Here is a 20,901-nt window from a genome sequence, read left to right as displayed (position 1 = left end):
AACAACGACCTTCACTCTGTACAAAATGTACCATGAACACTAGAGTTTGACGCTTATTAACAGTGGGGCCATTTAGCTTCCTCCTGATAAATCAAACCCATTTACAAATCGCCATTTGGATCTACTTATGTGTGGTTCAAGCTAGCAATTTCAAGTCAGCCACTTGAAGATACTAAAAAGGGAGAAGGGAAGAATACACCGCACTTGGGACCCTATGAGGCATGGATGCCGATTAGGAGCTTACAGGGATGTATTCACAGCGTGTCTCGAGTGCGGTGTATTCTTTCCTTCCACCCCAGTAGTAAGTCCAATGAAGCAAATTGCAGCAGCGATAACAATAAGCAGAAAAGAAGTTAAATTAAGCAGGCCGAAGTAAATAACGGCACTTTTGTGTTCTACCCGATCAATTACCGCCTTAAGCACCGGGTCCGCAACAGCAAATGCAGGGTCAGGCTCTATCACAGAAGCTAGAATGGTATAATTCCTGCCCTTTATTGTTTCGAATACATGCAGTGTTTTTCCCATTGTTGACCTCCAAAATCCTGAGGCCTTGTCACCGCTCTTACCCACTGCAACCTCAACCCCCTCCTCTAAAATTGCCCAATCGATAGCCAGCGTTTCAGAATAATCTTTACACTTTTCCTTATCAAGAAATTGAATACCCAACCGACAATTTTGCTCGTGAAAATCAAGCACCCTTTCTGTCTGCAACTCCAGCTCGTAGGGCACACTTAATTGCGATCGGAAGTTAAATTTACTTCTCCACTTTTTTGTAACATCAACAGGATACTCAACCGCTATCCATTTATATTTTCTATAGGAAACAGTTGCATATACCAGAATCAAAACCGCAACAACAACTAACACCAGCGCTAATTTAATGGTTAATCCCACACCTCTCCCCCAAATACTTTCCTTAATACGTCACAGCTACATCCCTTGAGGCCCAAGCAGAACCAAGAAAACACACAATGCAAGCCAAACTTAGCATTTCGCAGTACCCAAAAGCAGACAAGCACATACTAAAAAGGGAGAAGGAAAGAATACACCGCGCTTGGGACCCTATGAGGCATGGATGCCGATTAGGAGCTTACAGGGATGTATTCACAGCGTGTCTCGAGTGCGGTGTATTCTTTCCTTCCACCCCAGTAGTAAGTTGCCAAATAGCGCTCTCCAACACTGCTCAACAGGCAATTATTTAAATTTATTAAAATAATCATCATGGAAAATAAAATATATAGCAAAACGTACCAGTTGGGAGTAGAGTCGTAGAGGCATCCCTAAAATAATCATTTAGATAGTTACAAGATGTATTTCAAAAAAATTACAAAAAAAAATTTAATTTTCCAGGAATTCATCCTGCCTCGCTTACAAAACATACAACCTGACCAAAGAGAACTTTTCAGTTCAGAAATTCTAGGCAAGTACAGAACACTATTATCAAAATCATATCGATTAATACCTTTAGCTTTATGCTGCTTACGTATTAATTTCCATTTAAGAAACTTCAAAAAGTCACAGCTTTTCTCAGCCACGATAATTCGTATTGCGAGCAGGACGGGAGAATAACAATGGGACTCTGCATTGACTCCAGTAATATCACGTTTATCACACAAGTAAGGGCTGCCCTGAATACTCTTGTCGGCGGTGTCGGTACCGCGCTTACCTATACACAGGAGCGATACCGAACCGGGGGGCGACATGTGCTGCGAATTACAGAGGGAGTTGGTATTTTGACTGCAGCTGGTTTGAGGGCAAACAGCACCACTCTGCTACGCCGACTAATTACCAGCCGCCACGACACCAGAATTACTGAGCACCACGCTCTCGGATTTCGTCCCGACCAGTGGCTGATGGATCAGGTATGGAGCGGCTTTAAGAGCTACCTCCCACTAGTAAGCCCAGACAGAGGCTTTATGGCCAAAGTGATGAGCAGTGGCTCCAGCGGCGTAGTAATGTGGAACAATACAGCCCTGCAAACCGCCAACCTGGCCAACAACGGCACCGTAGCAATGGGGAATTGCCCCAGCTATATCACCCTGGCCCATGAATTGGTTCACGCTGACCGCTGTAATCGTGGGCGATACCTATCGGGCAGTGCTAATTCCACTTTCCTGGCGGATGAACGCCAGGCACCCATGGGTAGAGTGCTCCGCCAGCAAAATGCCCCCTTAACCATGGCCCGCATTGCCAATGGCGGTCTAAATATTGTTTATAACAATATAACTATCCCGAACCGCAACAACCTGATCTCAACCAGAACTAGCGGCTGGATTTGGGTAGGTGGCTCCATGGAATTGCGTGAGGAGATCGCCACTGTCGGGCTCAGTGACGATGACGGTAATGTACCTACTGACCCGCTAGCCATTAACGAAAATATGATTCGGGCTGAACATGGCGTAGCGCAGCGGATGAAGTATGGCCAGATCAGAAACCTGAACTAATCTCGTGCATATGCGCCTCACCGGCACCAAAACCTGAGGCCGTCCCACCAAAGCAAACTGACAGATATGATCTGTACCTACTGCTAGCGGTATTAACTTATAAGATATCGCTAGCAGTAAGTTTCTTGCCTTCCCCGCTTTGCATATTGCATCCGACCACAGCATGTCGTTATGCTTTGGCGGCTAGAATCACACCTTCCCTTTGTCTGGAAGGCACACGGAACACCTTGGTCAACATACAGCCAGATCATAACCATGATTGATTATGCCCTTATAAAACACGTCCACATGACCGCCGCAGCGCTCAGTATCCTGCTGTTTACCATCAGAGTGGGATTGGAGTTCAGCCACAACACGGGCTGGCGAAATGGCCCTCTGCGCTGGGTGCCACACCTCAACGACACTTTGCTGTTAGCTGCGGCTGCCGGACTAGTGGTTCTCGGCAGCTGGAACCCGGGCACATCACCCTGGCTAGCTGCGAAAGTAGCCCTGGTATTTGGCTACATTATTGCTGGCGTCTTTGCTCTGCGCCCCAACTTTTCCAAGCCAATTAGAATCACTGCCTGTGTACTTGCCTTCCTGCAAGTAGTCGCTATTTTCTATCTGGCGATGCACAAGCCCAGCTTGTAACTGGATGGCATTGAGCACTCTTGGTATCAACCTCAAACTGGTATCAACCCCAAACATCGTGCTCAATGCCTTTTATTTTAAATTTACTTCCATTGAACACCGGCTCACGCACCCCGGAAGACAACTGACTCTCGTAATCTGCCATTACCTTAAAGGCCACACCAGACAAAAGTAAGATAGCTATAAGGTTTGCCGATGCCATAAAACCCATCGAGACATCGGCCATACGCCAAAGAAAGACAAAGTTTTCTGCACTTCCCGTATCTGCCACCCAAGCCCCAAAAAGTACGAACATCAAAAACAATAGCCGATAACATAAAATGGATGTTCGGGTATGGTAGAGGTAATAAATATTGGTTTCGCCGTAATAGTAGTTACCGATAATTGATGTAAAGGCAAAAAACATCAATGCAGTAGCAATAAAACTGCTTCCCCAGGTACCCACCTCGCTCGCCAGCGCGTCTTGAACCAACTCAACCCCTTCCAAATTACCGACCATAAAGACATCTGCCACCAAGATAATTGCTGCCGTGGAAGTGCAGATAATAATGGTATCGAGAAATACCGATGCCATTTGCACGTATCCCTGCACCATTGGGTGTTTTACATCTGCAGCAGCAGCGACATTGGGCGAGGAGCCAAGTCCAGCTTCATTGGAAAACAGGCCCCGCTTGATTCCATTGGCCACCGCCGCACCAAAGGCCCCCGCCCCAGCCTCCTGAAACCCGAAGGCATTTGCCAGAATTTCCAACAGCACCCCAGGTAATTCAGCAATATTGGCGACCAACACATAGAATGCTACCAACAAGTAACCTATTGCCATAAAAGGGACAACAATACCGGCAAAGCGCGCAATTGAACGAATACCGCCAAAAACAATAATCCCGGCAAAGAGCGCAATAAAAAAACCCACCCATAAAGGGCTTACACCCCAAGCCCCATACAATGCGGCAGCCATCGTATTTGACTGCACAGCATTAAAGGTAAATCCGTAACAAATCATGAGAAAAACTGAAAAAGTCAGGGACAGCCATTTCCACTGTGGTCCCAGCCCCTTTTCAATATAATAGGCAGGCCCGCCGCGAAACGCCCCAGGAACATCGCCGCACTCTTTGTAAGTTTGCGCGAGAGTATTCTCCACCAAACTGGTAGCCATTCCCAGCAAGGCCACCAGCCACATCCAAAACACCGCTCCGGGCCCGCCAGCGGTTATAGCCACAGCCACACCAGCAATATTTCCGGTGCCGATTCTCGCAGCTGCGCTGGTGGCAAATGCTTGAAAGGCAGTTACCGAGTTTTCATTTTCCTTATGGATGCCACGAATCATGACTTTGACCATATGACCAAAGTGACGAAATTGTATAAAGCGAGTGCGAATAGAAAAGTAGAGCCCCGCCGGCAGCAAACCCAGAATCAAGATTCCAAGCCACCAGATGCCACCGAGTCCGCCCCAGGCGAGCAGGTTTGCCCACTCGATTAGGGTAGTGAAATGATCCAGAAACCCTTGCATTGACCACTCCCAGGACAACTTATCGTTATTAAACAAATCTGTTATTTGGCTCTAAGACTAGCAGGCCAATCTACTAGTCACCTTAGAGTTAATGCTGGAAAAACAGAGCCCATCGGCTCCATATAACAGAGCCGCATCAGTATTCTGACGCGGCCCAAAAGGAAGAAAAGTAATAGCTGACAGTCTACAGCCTCGGAAAGTAATTCCGCAGCAAGGGGCCGGACGCAATCATTGGCGCATGCTGCTTTTAGCAGAAAATCTCTCGCGCCCGACTCGGGGACACCACCTTTCGCCCAGTCTCTTCAGCTACAGCCGCAAGAGCCTCAATCAATTGACCATTCCCTGAAGTCCGCTCTCCTCCCGGCAAGTAAAAGGTATCTTCAACCCCTGTGCGCAAATGGCCGCCCAATTCTGCAGTCTTGCGATGCACCGGCCAGATTTCCTCACGGCCGATCACTGTGCTCTGCCATAAGCTGCCGGGCTTCATATATTTTGGAATAATTTCCAGCAAATCGGGATCGGCAGGCATACCTGAAGCCACTCCCATCACCAGGTTGTAGTTGGGCTTATCCACCATCCCTACATCCGCATACATTCCCACAGAGCGAACGATACCGATATCAAAGCACTCAAATTCCGGGCGGGTACCGGTCTCCCGACAAACTGCCAACAGCTCCTCTACCTTATCGACCGGATTATCAAATACCATGGGTGGCCAAGCCCAGGTGCCGTTGGATCGCGCCTTTAAATAGTTCAGGCTTCCCGCATTACAGGCGGCAATTTCCGGCTTACCGGCACGCACACAACTCAAGGGGCCTTGCTGATCCCGTCCGATAGTGCCAGTTGAAAAATTTAGAATAACGCCAGGGCATTTATCGCGAATTGCATCGGCAATTTCCAAGGCTATTTGCGGGTCCCAGGTGGGTAAATGGCCTTTATTTTCCTCTTGCGCGCGGAAATGAACATGCATAACGGAAGCCCCCGCATCGTAGGCTTCACGGGCGGATTCCGCCATTTCCTTGGGGGTTACCGGGACCGGGTGCTGCAGGGGGTTGGTAAGCACTCCGGTTAGGGCGCAAGTAATCACCACTTCATCAGACATCGCTGGCTCTCCTGAATTATCTTTGTTAAGGCCGCTGTTTACAGGGCTATCCAGCGTGTGCGCGTCGCTCCTACAACACCAACTGATCGTAAAAGGACCATAGCGAGTGGAAGAGCTGATTCTGGATAGTGCATCGACAAAATACAGCACCAAGCGCTTGCTTGGCTGCACGAGACTATCATAGGGCCCCCGCCAAGGCACCTTGTTTCCCCGGATTCATCTCGGCAGAATGCGAAAAAACCCAATAAGGAAGTAAGTACCTCATGAGCGAGACTATCACTCCAACCATCGCCCCTTACGGTAGCTGGAAATCTGCAATCAACGCAGAACTTCTCGTGGAGGGCAGCGTTCGCCTGGCAGAAGCCAATTTAGTAGATGGCCGCTATTACTGGCTGGAGTCCCGCCCGTCTGAAAACGGCAGGAATGTACTGGTGCAGTATTGCCCAAAAAATGGCCGCAAAGATCTCACCCCCGCCCCAATCGCCGTGCGCACCAAAGCCCATGAATACGGAGGCGGCAGTTATCTTGTTTACGGTGACACCGCCTATTTCGTACTGGCAGAAGATCAGCGCATTTATCGCATGAAGCTCGACAATGCGATCCCCGAAGCAATCACCGCAGAAAATAGCTCCCGCTACGCCGATCTGATTATCGATCCCCTGAGAAATCGATTAATTTGTGTCGAGGAAGATACCAGTGGCCACCAGCAGGGCGAGGAACCCCGTGCGCGCATTATCGCGGTAGACCTAAACAACCCACTGGCTAATCCACCGATAATCCTTCAAGAAGGCGCAGACTTTTATTCGAACCCGACCCTGAATCCGGCCGGTGATCAACTGGCTTTTCTGCGCTGGCACCACCCTAACCTCCCCTGGGACGCGACAGAGCTCTGTATCGCCAAACTCGATCAGGTGGGGGATATCGGTGAAGTCACCCAAGTAGCCGGCGGTGAGAATGAATCCGTCTTTCAGCCCCAGTGGTCTCCTGAGGGCGAACTCTGCTATGTCTCTGATCGCAACAACTGGTGGAACCTATATAGGCTGGGACAAAGCGAACCCTTGTGGGAAAAAGAAGCAGAATTCGCCACACCACAGTGGGTATTTGGAATGTCCACTTACGGCTTTATTAGCCCCACGGAAATCCTCTGTACCTACACCCAGAATGGCACTTGGCACCTTGGAAAGGTCGACATAAAAAGCGGAGAGCATCAAACTCTTCCCCAGCCTTATTGTGATATCGAAAGCCTGCACTGTGAAAATGGCAACGGGGTGATGATTGCCGCAGGTGCAGAGAGCTTTCCCGCTGTTATTAGCTTTAACCAAAAGACGGGTAAAACGGAACAGATTGCCAGTAGCAATAGCAGCTCGCTGCCAACCGATTTGTTCTCCATCGCTCAAGCCGTCACTTTCCAAGTGGATAATCGCGCGGTACACGGGTTTTATTACCCACCCCACAACCCCAACTTCCAAGCACCTAGTGGCGATAAGCCACCGCTAATTGTATTTAGTCATGGGGGCCCCACCGGCGCTACATCAGCAGGCCTCAGCCTGAAAGTTCAATACTGGACAAGCCGGGGATTCGCCATTCTGGACGTTAACTACTCCGGCAGTACCGGCTATGGCCGCAAGTATCGGGACCGCCTCGCCGATAAGTGGGGCATCTACGACGTGGAAGATGTCTGCGCCGGCGCAGAATACCTGGTAGAAGATGGGCTCGCCGACCCCAATCGCCTGCTGATCAAAGGTGGTAGTGCCGGCGGTTACACAGTCCTGGCGGCGTTGACCTACCACGATACCTTTAAAGCGGGTGCCAGCCATTATGGAATTGGGGAGTTGAGCAGCCTCGCCAAAGACACCCACAAGTTTGAGTCCCGCTACCTGGATAAACTGGTAGGACCCTGGCCTTCCGCAGAAAAAATCTACCTTCAGCGCTCCCCCATTAACGATGTCGAAAAGTTGAATTGCCCCGTGATTTTCTTCCAGGGCATGGAGGACAAGGTAGTACCACCCAACCAAGCCGAAACCATGGTGGATGCCCTGAGGGAACGTGGTATTCCGGTGTCTTATATTACATTTGCAAATGAGGGGCATGGCTTCCGCAGTGGCGACAGTATCAAGTTGGCTCTGGAGGGAGAGCTTGAATTCTACAGCCGCATATTTAATTTCCCTCTCGCGGAACCCGGCCCGGGAATTACCATCGAAAACCTATAATTAAATAATATTGTATTAGAAAGAGATTAAAAAAGTACTATGGGAAGATGGAGACCGCCGCGTCCACGCGGCTCCCGCTACATCACCGCAGAGGGCGCGCAGCGTATGCGCGCCGAAGTTAAGCACCTCTGGGAGGAGGAACGCCCCCGGGTAACCCAGGCGGTTAGCGACGCCGCCAAGCTGGGAGATCGCTCGGAAAACGCAGACTATATCTACGGTAAAAAAAGACTGCGGGAAATCGACAGCCGCGTGCGCTTTCTCACCAAGCGCCTGGAAGAGATTACTGTTGTAGATCGAATACCGGACGATAAGGAAAAGGTCTTTTTTGGAGCCTGGGTAACGCTTGAAGATGATGAGGGAGAGAGCGTTTGCTACCGCATTGTAGGACCCGATGAATTCGATGTAAAAGCAGGCTTGATATCCATGGACTCCCCCGTTGCCCGTGCCTTATTAGGGCGCAAGCTCGATGATGAAGTGGATATCCGTCAGGGGGAAAGGTGGCAGACTTTTTATATTACTGACATTCGTTACGAGGAGTAGTTTCGGTCTCCAGAGCCTATGAAGAGGTCGTACTTATAGAACTAAATACGGCCTCTAAACAACCAAGCTGAGATAATCATTGTCATAACTTCACCAATCCATGCCGGTACTTATACAACGCTTTCTCTTCCTCATAGTTTAATCGGCGCCTTGACACAGCCAGACAACACAAGATGTTTAATAGTGGAAGTAAAAATGTGTAAATGGAAATCCCTCCTAAGCTCACCCAGATAGAGACGATCACCCCACCCAATAACCCAGGAATCACACGGTAGGATGCTGTAACAGGCCGCCCCATAAACTTAACGAGGATACCTGCAATAAACCCTGGGATCACATAAACATACAAAGGGATAATACCGCGGGCAAATGAGAGCAAAACGAGCGTACCCAAAGTACCTAACAACACCGCAAATATCGCGAGGGGCATACTCTGTTCTTTCAGTAACCTCTCAATCAAAGAGTGGTACTTACTTGTATTTAATTCACTTTTAGGGGCTTTATAAATATCACTCATGTGGCTTGTACGCTTTCAGGGGCTGCCGAAGTGCGACTATAGTATCTCAGTTCAGCGCTTTCAAAAACATTAGATGAACAATTTAGAATCGCTTACAAATACACGATTTGAAATGTGCCTATAGAAATGGCGTGAGCCCCAGATAAGAATCGATGGCCATTCTGTAACCACCTTAGAAAGCGAACCTGTACCCCCTATCAAAAGCCAAAAAAGGCTTACCTTTTAGGTAAGCCTTCAGTAAAACTAAAAAATACTTCTTATAGAGTATTATAATACTAATTCACACCAATAGTGCTTCCAGCAGAAAAATCAGATTTAACCTGTTCTGAACTCATTCTAATTTTCAAGTCTGCATTGTTCACGTTGAGCTCAATAAAAAGGCTTCCCACTTGGGAATACGCATCATTCCACTCGGACACCGCTTCGTTGAGGCCATTAATAACTGCTGTATAGTTTGCCCCCTCTTCATCAGAGATCGCAGTTTGAATATCACTTATTACATCAGAAATATCACTTTCAATTCTTTGCCACTCTTGCAATACGACCTGTAAATAATCTTCAACTTGCTGGGTTTCTTCTGCTAGCTGCCCAAAGCTCTGAGACAGTATTTGTAAAGTGGATACATCAGCAGTGATCAGGTCCATCTCTGCCTGTTTATCCTGAATACTCTTTTGATCCGCAACAATTTTTGCAGCAGCCACCGGCCCCATCACAAACCAGGTCAACAAGCCCTCCGGAAAAGCCACGATAGAAGCAACCGTGCCCAGAGAGATAGCAGTGGCATCGGCAATACCCAGCGCAACGATGCTGGCAGTCAGGGATTTAATATCTGCCTGTAAATTCTTGATATCCTGCTTTAGATCAGCAACTTTCTGCTCGTCAGCAAGGGAATCCTCTACAGAATTGTCGAGATAGATTGCTTCTTATAATGAATCGCAAGAAAAAATACATTTATATTCACATTGCTGCTATCAAATCAAACCCTCTAGTCCAGTAAGCACCGATCAGAATCACTCGGCCTGGCAACTATCTCCGTCAAATGCTGCAATCAAATCCAAGGCACCCCCAACCTCTTTATATATGATTAGCTTCCGACTATAAGAACCCAGCAGCCACGAGCCGCAGGCCACCCAGTAAGTGACTTCTCTTGAGGTAACACAGAATACGCTTTGCGCATCAGATACACGCCAAAACAATCGTCCTTTGGAAAACCCCCTACTCTCGAGTCTCAAAACGCCAATATCATTCTGTTTAGCCCATTGAAGAATTTGCGCCCGGAAAAACTCGGATCTAATCGGCATTAACAAATAGGGAACCACACCCAATAGGGCCAATAAGGCCACTATTACATTATTCCCCAGAGAGGGGCTAAACATATAGGCCAGCTTCCCCAAAGTTACCGATATTATTAATACAATAAATGGACGCATATTCACTGCCGCCGATTTCAGTTCCCTTTAGAAAGAATGGTAGATAAATATGCAGAGACAAGATTTAGCTACAGGGCGATCGAGTGATCCCGAGTTGGTATGCCCTCGCTATAGCATATTGAAACCAACAGGTAGAGATTGGTCGCATCGAGGCCAAACTCGTTAGAGCTTGACCCGCAGAGTGACTGCCTAACGATAGAGCAAATACACAAAAATACTGGAGCAATTTAGTTGCTCTCAATTAAACCCAGCATTTCTTTTGCAACCAGGGCAGAAGAAGGTAAAAACATTGTAGAAACAATACGCTGATCGGATATGACATCATGCTTATCAGCAACATTATCCTTATTAATAATAATGGCTCCATTCTCTCGAAGGCGTTCCTCTACCAAGAACGGTAATAAAGTGCCCTGCTTAGCCCAAGACTTCTCTTTTTTTGTGGAGTCCGGGAAACCGGCAACCTTCTTACCCTTTACCATATAATGGCCATCTTTCAGTTTCACATCAGCAAACGCACCTGCCCCATGGCCACAGCTGCCCACAACTCCCCCTTTCTGGTAAATCTCACCCATAATATTAGGGAGCCTCTGAATAACTCCGTGATACCTCTGGCATGCAGAGCGGTTCACAATCAAGGCGCGGCTTCGCAGGAATGTCTAGACCTTTCAAGAAGTCGCAACGCGGAGTGTGAATCGCTCTGCAAGCCCCGAAGGGCGGGCCTTGAAGGCCACAGCTGCTGCGTTGCAGCTCTTGCAAAGGGCTACGGCCATTCGCGGCGAGCTGCGCCTAACATCTGCAGCCTTCAAGACCCGCAGAGGCATTACGGAGTTATTCAGAGGCTCCTTAGCAGCTCACCATTGGATGCCACATCAAATAAGGTTCCATAGCCTCCACCGATATAAACAGCTGCATAATTCTCTATAACTACTTGCTCAGGCTTTAGTGAACTATTTGCCCGTTCTAAAAAACCTTCATGTTTGATGGTGTAACTACTAATCCCCAGTGGATCCATCATAAACGGGACCACGCCACCTTTTGGCGAAACAAAGTCCACTTCATACCCATGGGAAACAAAAATATGGTAAGGCGGAGCGTACTCCCACAAATTATTTCTCGCATCGTGTTTCTCCGGATCACCCATATCCTGAAGATTAGAAGCAACGATTAGTATCCGCTTAGTCTCAGCTGCTTGTGAAGGTGTAATAAAGCCCGTCACAAGAATTATCATAGAGCAGATAAGGCTACAGATTTTTGCCGTTTTTCTCACGTTTAACTTCCCCATTCGAATAACTTTGATACGAAATAGATAGATTACATGAGTAACGTACAACCTTGTCATAAGATCGATAGTTTGCAGGAGAAAAGCGATATAGCGAGATCAAACTGCCCCTGAAGTAACAACGGCCAACATTTCTATAGCGCCAAGCCTACCACCACAAAGTTAACACCCTATTACCGAGCAGCCTTAATAGTTAGGGCAGTAACAACACCCCAAATCCAATTGAAAAGTAACACCAGGACTGGTGTTAAGACTCCCAACTCAAATCCGGCAACACCCTTCCCTGCCATCACAGGGAAAACCACAAACAATTGAAATGCAGAGGGAAAAAACTAAGAAGAGCTCCTTTTACAAGTAACTTTGATGACCAGAACGGAAGAATAAATAGCAGTCCCCACAAGCCACCCCAAACAATACGAGGATAAAGCCACTCAGGAGATAGAGGAGGGGCAATTGATACGCCCAAAGCGGCATTAATCCCCAACTGGCCAAATAGCCACACCGCAATACTGTTTGCCAAAGCACCGAGGCTTCCGGCTGCGAAGAATATCAGTAGGTTTTTCATCTCCCTCTCCTAGAGCTGTAGAAACACTGCAATATTTACTGGCGAATCAAACCACAATATAGAAGAACCATCGTCACTCAACGGAAAATAACCTCTCGTACGAATCACAACCCCACCCGAGATGACAGAGTAACTTTTCTACTTTACCCACCCAATAATACAGAGCATAAACCAGATTTATCTTGAGTACGTCTGCGTACCAATTAGACACAGCGGAAACGCCAGAAAAATTAGATAAAGCACCAGCCCCCTACTTCTCAAGAATGACTACTTAAAAAATATTTTCAATTTGAGAACCAGCAATATCCACTGATCGTTTTTGCAACTAATCCCGAAAGAAAATAACTAGCTTCTCAAGCGCCAAATTTATGTAATAGATAAGTGGTACGCTTGTATTTATTTTATAAATCAATTAAAACCAAATAGGAACTAGTACTTATGAAAGTGCCATCAGCAGGAGTGCTGTACCCGATTTTATTAGGATTGGCGATTCAGTCAGCGACGTCTCAAGCCCAGTCCTTTGATGAGAACGCCTATATTGACAGGCAGCTGCAATATATTGAGGAAGGAGTCACCTCTACCAACGATACTGCCGTCGTACTTCAGGCATACACCGGTGATGATCTCAACTGGGATGCGCTAAATAAGAACCTGGATGTACTCCGCAACGGCGGCAAGAAAAATTCTGACTTCACTCTCACCCGCCTAATCCGCATCTTATTCTTCCGCCCCGAAATAAAAGACGAACTCTTTGCCGCACTCGACGGCTATCACTTCTGGTTTAAAGAAGGCGGGACGGGTGACCATGTCTTTGCTTCAGAAAACCATATGATCATGTACACCTCTGCCCAATATCTCCTCCAGGAGAAATATGGGGCATTTGAGGACGACAGAACTTATAAGCGCCTAAAGCGCTATCTGGAAGTGAAGAACCAATATGGTTTCTATGAGTTCTACTCCCCTGTTTACTACCCCTATACCCTCTCGGCACTGCTAAACCTCGTAGACTTTGCAGAGGATGAGGAAATGCGTGAACTTGCAATCGGCGCTGCTCATCGCTTGCTGCAAGATATTTTATTGGTGACCAACGACCAGGGGATCAACTTCGCCGCAGCCGGGCGCAGTAATGACGGCTACCGCCGCAATGGGTCCGGAGGGAATATCAACCGGATTATCTACCTCCTGACAGGTCTGGGCAAAGAGTCAGTACGCACCCCCAGTCCCGCCGGCGTAATGCTCGCCACATCCGGGTTGGAAATCACCGATGAGGTTTTCGAATATTTCGGTAAAGATCTCAACATAAATTATTCAGTCGGCCATTCGCTGGGGGATGCCAGAAACGAGATCTATGCAGACTTTCCCCGGGAAGAGCGCGTACCCTTCTATTGGAGCCAGGGAGCCTACTTCCACCCCGATGTCGCAGCGGATACCGCCTGGTTCGCCAGCAAATACCAACTCGAAGGTTATGAGGGGCTCAAAGCATTTGACCAGTTCCTGGGACTATCCGAAGCAGCCGCCCCTGCGGCCGCCAAGGCCGGGGCTGTATTCAGCCGCAGCTCTGTCCTCTCCTCGGCCAACTTCTCCATGTACAAAGATGGCGGAGTCATGATGCACTCCATCCAGAATTATTGGGGAGGCCGCCAGGGCTACCAGCAAACCCCCTGGATAGCCACCACCGGTTCCCAATCTATCTGGGCAAAAGTCGGTGACGGCAATAGCACCATGCAAAATGACCACCTGCCGAAAATAAAGCAGGTAAACAATGTCGCCGTGATCCAGTACAACCCCTACCCGGAGATAGAACTGTTTCACTCCGGCGGCTCCGATGTCGCTCTACAGTGGCCCGAAGAGTTCGAGGAGGAGTCCCGCAGCGGTAACTGGAAGTTTGGTAGGGAAGATGATGGATACGTGGCCGTCCGCTACCCCTGTGGCAATGGTGACTCCAACACTGTGACCTGTGATTGGAACGAGCAGACCTGGGTCGTCATTATGGGAAGTGAAGAGCGCTACGGCAGCTTTGATGCTTTTAGACAGAAGGTGCTCAATGAGGTCAGTTACGATGCCGACTGGGAATGGCACGGCTCCTTCTGGAAAGGCACCTTGAAGTATGTGTACGATTCAGATGTAAAGTTTGATGGAACCGATATCAGCTTGACTTGGTAGAACCTAATTAAGCTCACGGGAAGGGGATACCCCCTTCCCAGCCTCCCTGTACCCCCAACCAAATTACCCTCCACAGACTATCAACCCAACCTCCTTCCATCTGAGCTTAGTTGACAGAGTCAACCAATATCAATAAAGTTGACACTATCAACCAGTTAGCATGGCGCCATGAAAGATACCGCAATCAATGAATCCCTCCACCAGCTTATTCACGCCTACAAACGGCGCTTGCGAGCTGGCATACAGGAGCAGCAAATTGGCTTGCCGGTAAGCCATATACGGGTACTCAAAGGTGTCTTCAAATTTCCACTGAGTACTGCCCGGTCAATTGCCCAGCGGATGAGTTTGGACAAAGCCCAAGTAACACGAGTGCTAAACGACCTGGTGCACTCTGGGCTAATCGCAAAGACCGACAACCCCAATGACCGGCGCAGCCAGTTTTTGACACTAACTACAGACGGAATAAGCACGCTGGAAAAAGTGAGCGGACAAGAAGCTGAAGTGGCCAGGCAAATGACTCGCAACTTGAGTACTGAAGAGCTAGAAAACTTCGCCCGCATTGCCAGCGTTATGGTCGCCAATATGAAAGAGCACCCCACCCCTGACGAAAGGAGCTAAACCCTATGGCCGAGAAAGTTACCAGAGAATTGGTCGTTATTCGCAGGACACAAGTTACTGAAAATATGCTGCGCATCACCCTCGGTGGCGATGATCTAAAAACTCTCGCCCCCAATCAGGAAAGCGCCTATATCAAATTTCTGTTTCCACAAGCTGGAAGCGAGCGCCCGCTATTGCGAAGCTATACCATCAGACACCAGCGTGAAACTGAAATTGATATCGACTTCGCCCTGCATGAACACGAAGGGCCCGCTCTAAGCTGGGCACTTAAAACACAGCCCGGCGATACGATCTTAACCCGCGGCCCCGGCCCCAAAAAAATGACCAATCCCGAGGCAGACTGGTTTTTACTATTGGGGGACATGACTGCACTGCCAGCCATCAGCGTAAACCTTGCGGAGCTACCCAAGGATGCAAAGGGATACGCATTAATTGAGGTCTCCAGTGAAGCTGATATTCAGGAGCTAGAACACCCAGAGAACCTGCAAATCCAATGGATTATCAATCCGGCTCCATCCGGCGAGAAACTCCTGGAAAAATTACAGGCACTAACCTGGCTCGATGGACAGGCCTCCGTATGGGCCGCCTGTGAGTTCGACAGCATGCGCACCCTACGGCAATTCTTTAAGCAGGAAAGAGTAATCCCCAAAACCCATATTTATATCTCCAGTTACTGGAAAATTGGGCAGTCAGACGAAGGCCACAAACTCGCCAAGCGCATGGACAATGAAAAGATGGAAGGACAGGGATAACTTATAGATAGGCGGGAAGAGAAAGCGTTCTGATTATAGGCTTTCCCTACTCAACAGAAACGGGCCTATCTAACCGGTACCAATAATTAGACAAAAAACCCCGGGCATCGGGCTTAGAAATCTGCCTGATAATTTCCGGGGCACCCGACCTACAGCGCCATTCATACATAGAGGCACGGCCAGCCACTACCGCAGGAACGGTCCCGGAACTTTGATTATCGTTGCAATATGAAAGCATCGCACCACTCGGCTCCCGACTGGTGTCAGCTTTCTCATCACAGGGGAGATTAGCCCCAACAAAGCAGGCATAGACACTTCCATCCATACATCGCCAATAGGTCCCCCTCGCGATCCAATCTTCAGGCGCCTCTGCACCGAGATTGGCCGCTCTTCTGATACCATCAACGATTTCCTCTGGCATAGCTTGTCCGGCAAAGCGCTGAACTGGGTTGTCATCATTTACCACCGCTGCACAGTAGTCGAAAGGACTAGTGAGAACGCTTAACTCTCCCACTTTTTTATCTTCAGAGTTAGCGTAATTTATTGCAGCAAAGAAGAATACAAAACCCAAAACTGCTGCACCCAAGTTTTTCTGCATAAATACTCTCCTTTAATAAAAAATAAGCCGACCACCTAACTGAAGATTCAATACACCATAAATACCAGAAGCATCCACTTTAGTTTGATCAAACCTACCCCTTAAGGCCGAACAAAAAGTGGTTACACATAACCTGCTTTTTCAAATTGAAAGTAAAAAAACCACTACCACAAATCAACCCGTAAATCTAAAAGCGATACCCGAATAAATTTTAAAAATAAAAAATAGGGACGTCTAAAAAAACAACCTAGAAAAAGACAGAAAAACTGATATATTTCTTAAAAATTCGAACTGGAGACTCCCATTGAGCCAAGATCTGTCACCCTCTGCCAAAGGTGTACCCAACTTAGAATTGCCCCAATGGATTAATTGCCAAGAACGCTTGCCCGAGCAATCTGATGCGACCTCTCGCGGCTACGTCCGAGTCATATGGAAATCCACCAATAGCTCTAATGGTGTTATTACGCGCACCTGGGAAGTTGGCATGGACCACTATGAAAATGCCCACAATTATCTGGGCTGGATGCCTATCTCAATCATTGTTGAATCTACCGAAACCAATTAAAGCGAACAGTTCAATTCTGACAGGCTTGAACTCTTCGACAGCAGCTATCTATTGATAGCCGCTGAAATTGAATAGCGCACCAGTAGCAGTTATAAATCCCTCACTCTAAAAAGGGGCAACCAGACAGGCCAGCCCCTCCAAACCAGACTGCATCTCACTAATTGACCTCACTTATCACTGAGCAATAAACAACCAACCCGATTCCCCTAAAGAGACAAGCGGTCCCCCAACCCTTGACGCCATCCGGCAGCTGAATCACCATCCCCAACATTTAGCGCAATGCGGGTTTGTCCCGGCCTTGTCTGGGAAGCTTCCACACCGTCGGGCAACCGTTCCAGAGCAGGCCCGACCAGCGAGCCACCCAAACAGATAGCACCGGAAAACCGGGTAACAACGCCCGCGACAACACCTTAGCAATGCCAGCGCAAACCGAATTCGACTGGGCCACAGCGCCCCAGCAGTACACAAAGGACAAGAAGCACCCCATGAGCAGCAATAGCGCCGCCGAACAAATCAGTCAGGACAGCATCAACAAGGCCCTGTGGAGTGCCTGCGATACCTTTCGCGGTACCATCAGCGCCGATACCTACAAAGACTTTATCCTCACCATGCTGTTCCTCAAGTACATCTCCGATGTGTGGCAGGACCACTACGAGGAGTATGTGGAAACCTACGGCGACGAGCCGGAGCTTATCGAAGAGATGATGAAGAGCGAGCGCTTTGTACTGCCGCAGAGCGCCAGCTTCTACACCCTGTACGAGCACCGCCACGAACCCGGCAATGGCGAGCGCATCGATCAGGCCCTACACGCCATCGAAGAGGCCAACGGCACCAAGCTCAAGGACGCCGGCAAGAGCGTGTTCCAGGATATCTCCTTCAATACCGATAAGCTGGGCGAGGAAAAGCAGAAGAACACCATTCTGCGCCACCTGCTGGAAGACTTTGCCAAAACCGAGCTGAACCTGCGCCCCAGCCGCGTGGGCAACCTGGATGTGATCGGCAACGGCTACGAATACCTGATCAAGAACTTCGCCGCCAGCGGCGGCCAGAAGGCCGGCGAGTTCTACACCCCACCGGAAGTGTCCGAGCTGATCGCCGAATTGCTCGACCCCCGCCCCGGCGACCGCATCTGCGATCCTACGTGCGGCTCCGCCTCCCTGCTGATGAAGTGCGGGCGCAAGGTGCGGGAACACCACAACAGCAAGCAGTACGAGCTCTACGGCCAGGAAGCCATCGGCTCCACCTGGTCTTTAGCCAAGATGAACATGTTCCTGCACGGCGAGGACAACCACAAAATCGAATGGGGCGATACCATTCGCAACCCCAAGCTGCTGGACAAAAACGGCAACCTGGACCTGTTCGATATCGTCACTGCCAACCCGCCCTTCTCCCTGGACAAATGGGGCCACGACGAAGCCGGCAACGACCCCTTCGGCCGCTTTCATCGCGGCGTGCCGCCGAAAACCAAAGGGGACTACGCCTTTATCCTGCATATGATCGAAACCCTCAATCCCAAGAGCGGGCGCATGGGCGTAGTAGTGCCCCACGGCGTGCTGTTCCGCGGCGCCGCCGAGGGCAAGATCCGCAAGCAGCTGATCGAGGAAAACCTGCTGGACGCGGTGATCGGCCTGCCGGAAAAACTCTTTTACGGCACCGGCATCCCCGCCGCCATCCTGATCTTCGCCCGCGACAAGCAGGACGACAGCGTCATGTTTATCGATGCCTCGCGTGAATTTAAAGCGGGCAAAAACCAGAACCTGCTTACCCAGGACAATATCGACAAAGTGGTGGCCACCTACCGCCAGGGCGCCGACCTGGACAAATACGCCTATGTGGCCAGCCACAAGGAAATTCAGGGTAACGATTACAACCTGAATATCCCCCGCTATGTGGATACCTTCGAGGAGGAGGAAGAGATCGACCTGCTGGCAGTGCGCGCCGAGCGGCAGCAGCTTAAGGCCCAGCTAAGCGAACTGGAAGAGGAAATGGAGCAGTATTTGCAGGAGTTGGGTTATGGCAATAATTAATAAATTCTCTGCTCTTGACCTTATGCAAGCACGAGTAAAATCAGTTCCTGAGGATTGGACTTTTTCATATGTGGGTAAAACATTTACAATTAAAAACAATTTACGAAAGCCTATAAGCGAAAATGAAAGGGTAAAAAACCCGGGCAAGTACCCGTACTACGGCCCCACAAAAGTTCAAGGATATATTGGGTCTTACGAGCAAGAAGGAAAGTACGCACTAATAGGCGAGGATGGAGACCACTTCCTAAAGTATCAAAAACAGTCTATGACTCAATTAGTTGAGGGAAAGTGCACAGTAAACAACCACGCTCATATTATCGAAGGCACAACTGCCTCGACGAGAGAATGGTTTTATTATTATTTCATGCATAGGGATATATTTAGCTTCTTGAGTCGTCAAGGTGCTGGAAGGTATAAACTCAACAAAGCCTCACTTGAGAAAATCCCATTACTGGTGCCACCACTGCCCGAACAAGAAAAGATCGCCCAAATCCTATCCACCTGGGATAAGGCCATCGACACCAGCGAAAAACTGCTCGCCAACAGCCGCCAGCAGAAAAAGGCCCTGATGCAGCAACTGCTGACCGGCAAAAAGCGCCTGCGGGATAAGAATGGGGTTCGGTTTAGTGGGGAGTGGATTAATACTGCAATAGATAGCTTTATCAAAGAAAGTCGTGTGCCTGGAAACTCTGGCGAGACAGCAAAAAAAATAACAATTAAATTATATGGCCGAGGTGTAGTTCCTAAAGAAGAAAAGCGAGCCGGAAGCAACTCAACAAAATACTACAAAAGATCAGCTGGGCAGTTTATTTACAGCAAGCTTGATTTCTTAAATGGTGCATTTGGTATTATCCCAAACGAACTAGATGGATACGAATCTACTCTAGACCTTCCAGCCTTTGACTTTCTTTCTGGCTTCAATACCTCATGGTTTTTCTACTATATATCTCGTGAGGAATTTTATTCAGCCAACCTTGGGCTCGCCAACGGGGGCAGGAAAGCACGTCGTGTAAACCCAAATGACCTGCTTAAAATTAAGATTCCAACGCCCAACGTCGAAGAACAACAAAAAATCGCCGCAACCCTATCCAGCGCCGATCGAGAAATCGAAACCCTGCAACAAAAACTCGACGGCTTAAAGCAGGAGAAAAAAGCCCTGATGCAGCAGCTGCTCACCGGCAAGCGCCGGGTCCAAGTAGAGGAAGCCCAATGACATTTAGCGAAACCGTCGATTTCAGTACGCCCATCCGTGAAGCCGATCTGGATTATATAGACAAAGTACTGCACAAATACGGCAACGACGACTCGATACTGGATACCTGCGAGCTGGATGGTTTTCTCACCGCCCTGGTCTCCGGCCCGGAGATGATCCCCCCCAGCCGCTGGTTCTCCGCCCTCTGGGGCGGCCCCGGCAATGAACCGGAGTGGGAATCCGAGGAGGAGATGGAGCGCTTTATAGCGCTGCTATTCCAGTTGATGAACAGTAATGCCATGGTGCTAACGGAAGACCCCGAAGCGTTCGAAGCCCTATTCCATGAGGCCAATAAAGAGGGCGAGCCCTCTTTTACCTTCCCTGGGGAGTGGTGCTTCGGCTATATGCGCGCCGTCGACCTGGGCCAATGGCCCAGCCTGCCCGCAGAACTCGACACCCAGCTGCAAGCCATCGCCCTACACGGCCGCGAGGAACACTTCGATCACCTCGGCACCCTCACCGATACGGAGCATCAGCACAGCATCACCCAAATAGAACCCGCCGCCCGCGCCCTGCACCGCCACTGGTTGCAACAACGGGCCCCGGAACTCTCAACCAATTCCGGCCCCCACCGAGCAGAACCCAAAACCGGCCGCAACGACCCCTGCCCCTGTGGCAGCGGCAAAAAATTTAAACGCTGCTGTTTGCATTAAGCACTCCAGCTAGAAATCCGGGGCAGCCCAAACCAAGAAAATAACC

At 49.1% G+C, this 20,901-nt stretch carries 20 protein-coding genes; 11 read left to right on the top strand and 9 right to left on the bottom strand.

Annotation, left to right across the window (positions count from 1 at the left end):
- Window positions 1-240 precede the first annotated feature (240 nt).
- Window positions 241-894, bottom strand: a complete 654-nt coding sequence (locus ACJJIR_RS08175) for a hypothetical protein (protein WP_444907962.1) — start codon at window positions 892-894, stop codon at window positions 241-243.
- Between the two features lie 677 nt (window positions 895-1,571).
- On the opposite strand from ACJJIR_RS08175, the gene ACJJIR_RS08170 reads away from it, so the two are divergent.
- Entirely contained in the window at window positions 1,572-2,444 is an 873-nt protein-coding gene (locus tag ACJJIR_RS08170) for a M91 family zinc metallopeptidase (protein ID WP_413662402.1), read from the top strand.
- A 255-nt stretch (window positions 2,445-2,699) separates the two neighbouring features.
- Window positions 2,700-3,074, top strand: coding sequence for a SirB2 family protein (locus ACJJIR_RS08165; protein ID WP_108733614.1), 375 nt, complete (start codon window positions 2,700-2,702; stop codon window positions 3,072-3,074).
- A 43-nt stretch (window positions 3,075-3,117) separates the two neighbouring features.
- Here the strand turns inward: ACJJIR_RS08165 and ACJJIR_RS08160 are convergent, their stop codons facing one another.
- Window positions 3,118-4,584 carry an alanine/glycine:cation symporter family protein gene (locus tag ACJJIR_RS08160; protein WP_444907961.1) on the bottom strand — a complete coding sequence of 489 codons (1,467 nt, stop codon included), beginning with the start codon at window positions 4,582-4,584 and terminating at the stop codon, window positions 3,118-3,120.
- Window positions 4,585-4,831: 247 nt separating this feature from the next.
- Window positions 4,832-5,857: a beta-keto acid cleavage family enzyme gene (locus ACJJIR_RS08155; RefSeq protein ID WP_444907960.1), complete on the bottom strand. Its 1,026-nt coding sequence runs from the start codon at window positions 5,855-5,857 to the stop codon at window positions 4,832-4,834.
- A gap of 92 nt (window positions 5,858-5,949) precedes the next feature.
- Here ACJJIR_RS08155 and ACJJIR_RS08150 point away from each other — a divergent pair, with 92 nt between their 5' ends.
- Together ACJJIR_RS08150 and greB are read left to right on the top strand one after the other, a co-directional pair.
- Entirely contained in the window at window positions 5,950-7,896 is a 1,947-nt protein-coding gene (locus ACJJIR_RS08150) for a S9 family peptidase (RefSeq protein ID WP_444907959.1), read from the top strand.
- 39 nt (window positions 7,897-7,935) lie between these two features.
- Window positions 7,936-8,436 carry a transcription elongation factor GreB gene (gene greB, locus ACJJIR_RS08145; RefSeq protein ID WP_444907958.1) on the top strand — a complete coding sequence of 167 codons (501 nt, stop codon included), beginning with the start codon at window positions 7,936-7,938 and terminating at the stop codon, window positions 8,434-8,436.
- An 82-nt stretch (window positions 8,437-8,518) separates the two neighbouring features.
- On the opposite strand, the gene ACJJIR_RS08140 is transcribed toward greB, so the two are convergent.
- The 5 genes from ACJJIR_RS08140 to ACJJIR_RS08120 all read right to left on the bottom strand — a co-directional run bounded on the left by ACJJIR_RS08140 (window position 8,519) and on the right by ACJJIR_RS08120 (window position 12,227).
- A complete protein-coding gene (locus tag ACJJIR_RS08140; protein WP_444907957.1) occupies window positions 8,519-8,953 on the bottom strand; it encodes a hypothetical protein in 435 nt (144 codons plus the stop codon).
- Window positions 8,954-9,228: 275 nt separating this feature from the next.
- A complete protein-coding gene (locus ACJJIR_RS08135; protein ID WP_444907956.1) occupies window positions 9,229-9,654 on the bottom strand; it encodes a hypothetical protein in 426 nt (141 codons plus the stop codon).
- Window positions 9,655-10,610: 956 nt separating this feature from the next.
- Complete coding sequence (locus tag ACJJIR_RS08130; RefSeq protein WP_444907955.1) at window positions 10,611-10,955, bottom strand: type 1 glutamine amidotransferase family protein; 345 nt, start codon at window positions 10,953-10,955, stop codon at window positions 10,611-10,613.
- Between the two features lie 260 nt (window positions 10,956-11,215).
- Window positions 11,216-11,650: a type 1 glutamine amidotransferase family protein gene (locus ACJJIR_RS08125; RefSeq protein WP_444907954.1), complete on the bottom strand. Its 435-nt coding sequence runs from the start codon at window positions 11,648-11,650 to the stop codon at window positions 11,216-11,218.
- 301 nt (window positions 11,651-11,951) lie between these two features.
- Window positions 11,952-12,227: a hypothetical protein gene (locus ACJJIR_RS08120; protein ID WP_444907953.1), complete on the bottom strand. Its 276-nt coding sequence runs from the start codon at window positions 12,225-12,227 to the stop codon at window positions 11,952-11,954.
- A gap of 438 nt (window positions 12,228-12,665) precedes the next feature.
- On the opposite strand from ACJJIR_RS08120, the gene ACJJIR_RS08115 reads away from it, so the two are divergent.
- From ACJJIR_RS08115 to ACJJIR_RS08105, 3 genes are all read left to right on the top strand, one after another.
- On the top strand, window positions 12,666-14,390 hold the full coding sequence (locus tag ACJJIR_RS08115) for a hypothetical protein (protein ID WP_444907952.1): 1,725 nt from the start codon (window positions 12,666-12,668) through the stop codon (window positions 14,388-14,390).
- Window positions 14,391-14,558: 168 nt separating this feature from the next.
- Window positions 14,559-15,008 carry a MarR family winged helix-turn-helix transcriptional regulator gene (locus tag ACJJIR_RS08110; RefSeq protein WP_444907951.1) on the top strand — a complete coding sequence of 150 codons (450 nt, stop codon included), beginning with the start codon at window positions 14,559-14,561 and terminating at the stop codon, window positions 15,006-15,008.
- 5 nt (window positions 15,009-15,013) lie between these two features.
- Window positions 15,014-15,760, top strand: coding sequence for a siderophore-interacting protein (locus tag ACJJIR_RS08105; protein WP_444907950.1), 747 nt, complete (start codon window positions 15,014-15,016; stop codon window positions 15,758-15,760).
- Between the two features lie 46 nt (window positions 15,761-15,806).
- Here the strand turns inward: ACJJIR_RS08105 and ACJJIR_RS08100 are convergent, their stop codons facing one another.
- The gene (locus ACJJIR_RS08100) at window positions 15,807-16,358 is read right to left on the bottom strand and encodes a hypothetical protein (protein WP_444907949.1); all 552 of its coding nucleotides are present in this window, start codon (window positions 16,356-16,358) and stop codon (window positions 15,807-15,809) included.
- 304 nt (window positions 16,359-16,662) lie between these two features.
- Here ACJJIR_RS08100 and ACJJIR_RS08095 point away from each other — a divergent pair, with 304 nt between their 5' ends.
- From ACJJIR_RS08095 to ACJJIR_RS08080, 4 genes are all read left to right on the top strand, one after another.
- Window positions 16,663-16,923 (top strand): hypothetical protein, encoded by a 261-nt coding sequence (locus ACJJIR_RS08095; RefSeq protein ID WP_444907948.1) that lies wholly within the window; start codon window positions 16,663-16,665, stop codon window positions 16,921-16,923.
- Window positions 16,924-17,408: 485 nt separating this feature from the next.
- Complete coding sequence (locus ACJJIR_RS08090) at window positions 17,409-18,950, top strand: type I restriction-modification system subunit M (protein ID WP_444907947.1); 1,542 nt, start codon at window positions 17,409-17,411, stop codon at window positions 18,948-18,950.
- The gene (locus tag ACJJIR_RS08085) at window positions 18,937-20,163 is read left to right on the top strand and encodes a restriction endonuclease subunit S (protein WP_444907946.1); all 1,227 of its coding nucleotides are present in this window, start codon (window positions 18,937-18,939) and stop codon (window positions 20,161-20,163) included. Before ACJJIR_RS08090 ends, ACJJIR_RS08085 begins: the two co-directional genes overlap by 14 nt.
- On the top strand, window positions 20,160-20,855 hold the full coding sequence (locus tag ACJJIR_RS08080) for a UPF0149 family protein (protein ID WP_444907945.1): 696 nt from the start codon (window positions 20,160-20,162) through the stop codon (window positions 20,853-20,855). Before ACJJIR_RS08085 ends, ACJJIR_RS08080 begins: the two co-directional genes overlap by 4 nt.
- The last annotated feature ends 46 nt before the right edge of the window (window positions 20,856-20,901 follow it).

The organism is Microbulbifer maximicatervae (SeqCode) (assembly GCF_052467385.1).
Note: the sequence above shows the minus strand (reverse complement) of the source record. Positions and strands in the feature narration are given on the sequence as shown.

Coding starts and splice junctions, on each gene's coding strand:
- ACJJIR_RS08170 (WP_413662402.1), top strand. CDS start 1,572: ATGGGACTCTGCATTGACTCCAGTAATATCACGTTTATCACACAAGTA.
- ACJJIR_RS08165 (WP_108733614.1), top strand. CDS start 2,700: ATGATTGATTATGCCCTTATAAAACACGTCCACATGACCGCCGCAGCG.
- ACJJIR_RS08160 (WP_444907961.1), bottom strand. CDS start 4,584: ATGCAAGGGTTTCTGGATCATTTCACTACCCTAATCGAGTGGGCAAAC.
- ACJJIR_RS08150 (WP_444907959.1), top strand. CDS start 5,950: ATGAGCGAGACTATCACTCCAACCATCGCCCCTTACGGTAGCTGGAAA.
- greB (WP_444907958.1), top strand. CDS start 7,936: ATGGGAAGATGGAGACCGCCGCGTCCACGCGGCTCCCGCTACATCACC.
- ACJJIR_RS08140 (WP_444907957.1), bottom strand. CDS start 8,953: ATGAGTGATATTTATAAAGCCCCTAAAAGTGAATTAAATACAAGTAAG.
- ACJJIR_RS08130 (WP_444907955.1), bottom strand. CDS start 10,955: ATGGGTGAGATTTACCAGAAAGGGGGAGTTGTGGGCAGCTGTGGCCAT.
- ACJJIR_RS08120 (WP_444907953.1), bottom strand. CDS start 12,227: ATGAAAAACCTACTGATATTCTTCGCAGCCGGAAGCCTCGGTGCTTTG.
- ACJJIR_RS08115 (WP_444907952.1), top strand. CDS start 12,666: ATGAAAGTGCCATCAGCAGGAGTGCTGTACCCGATTTTATTAGGATTG.
- ACJJIR_RS08110 (WP_444907951.1), top strand. CDS start 14,559: ATGAAAGATACCGCAATCAATGAATCCCTCCACCAGCTTATTCACGCC.
- ACJJIR_RS08105 (WP_444907950.1), top strand. CDS start 15,014: ATGGCCGAGAAAGTTACCAGAGAATTGGTCGTTATTCGCAGGACACAA.
- ACJJIR_RS08100 (WP_444907949.1), bottom strand. CDS start 16,358: ATGCAGAAAAACTTGGGTGCAGCAGTTTTGGGTTTTGTATTCTTCTTT.
- ACJJIR_RS08090 (WP_444907947.1), top strand. CDS start 17,409: ATGAGCAGCAATAGCGCCGCCGAACAAATCAGTCAGGACAGCATCAAC.
- ACJJIR_RS08085 (WP_444907946.1), top strand. CDS start 18,937: ATGGCAATAATTAATAAATTCTCTGCTCTTGACCTTATGCAAGCACGA.
- ACJJIR_RS08080 (WP_444907945.1), top strand. CDS start 20,160: ATGACATTTAGCGAAACCGTCGATTTCAGTACGCCCATCCGTGAAGCC.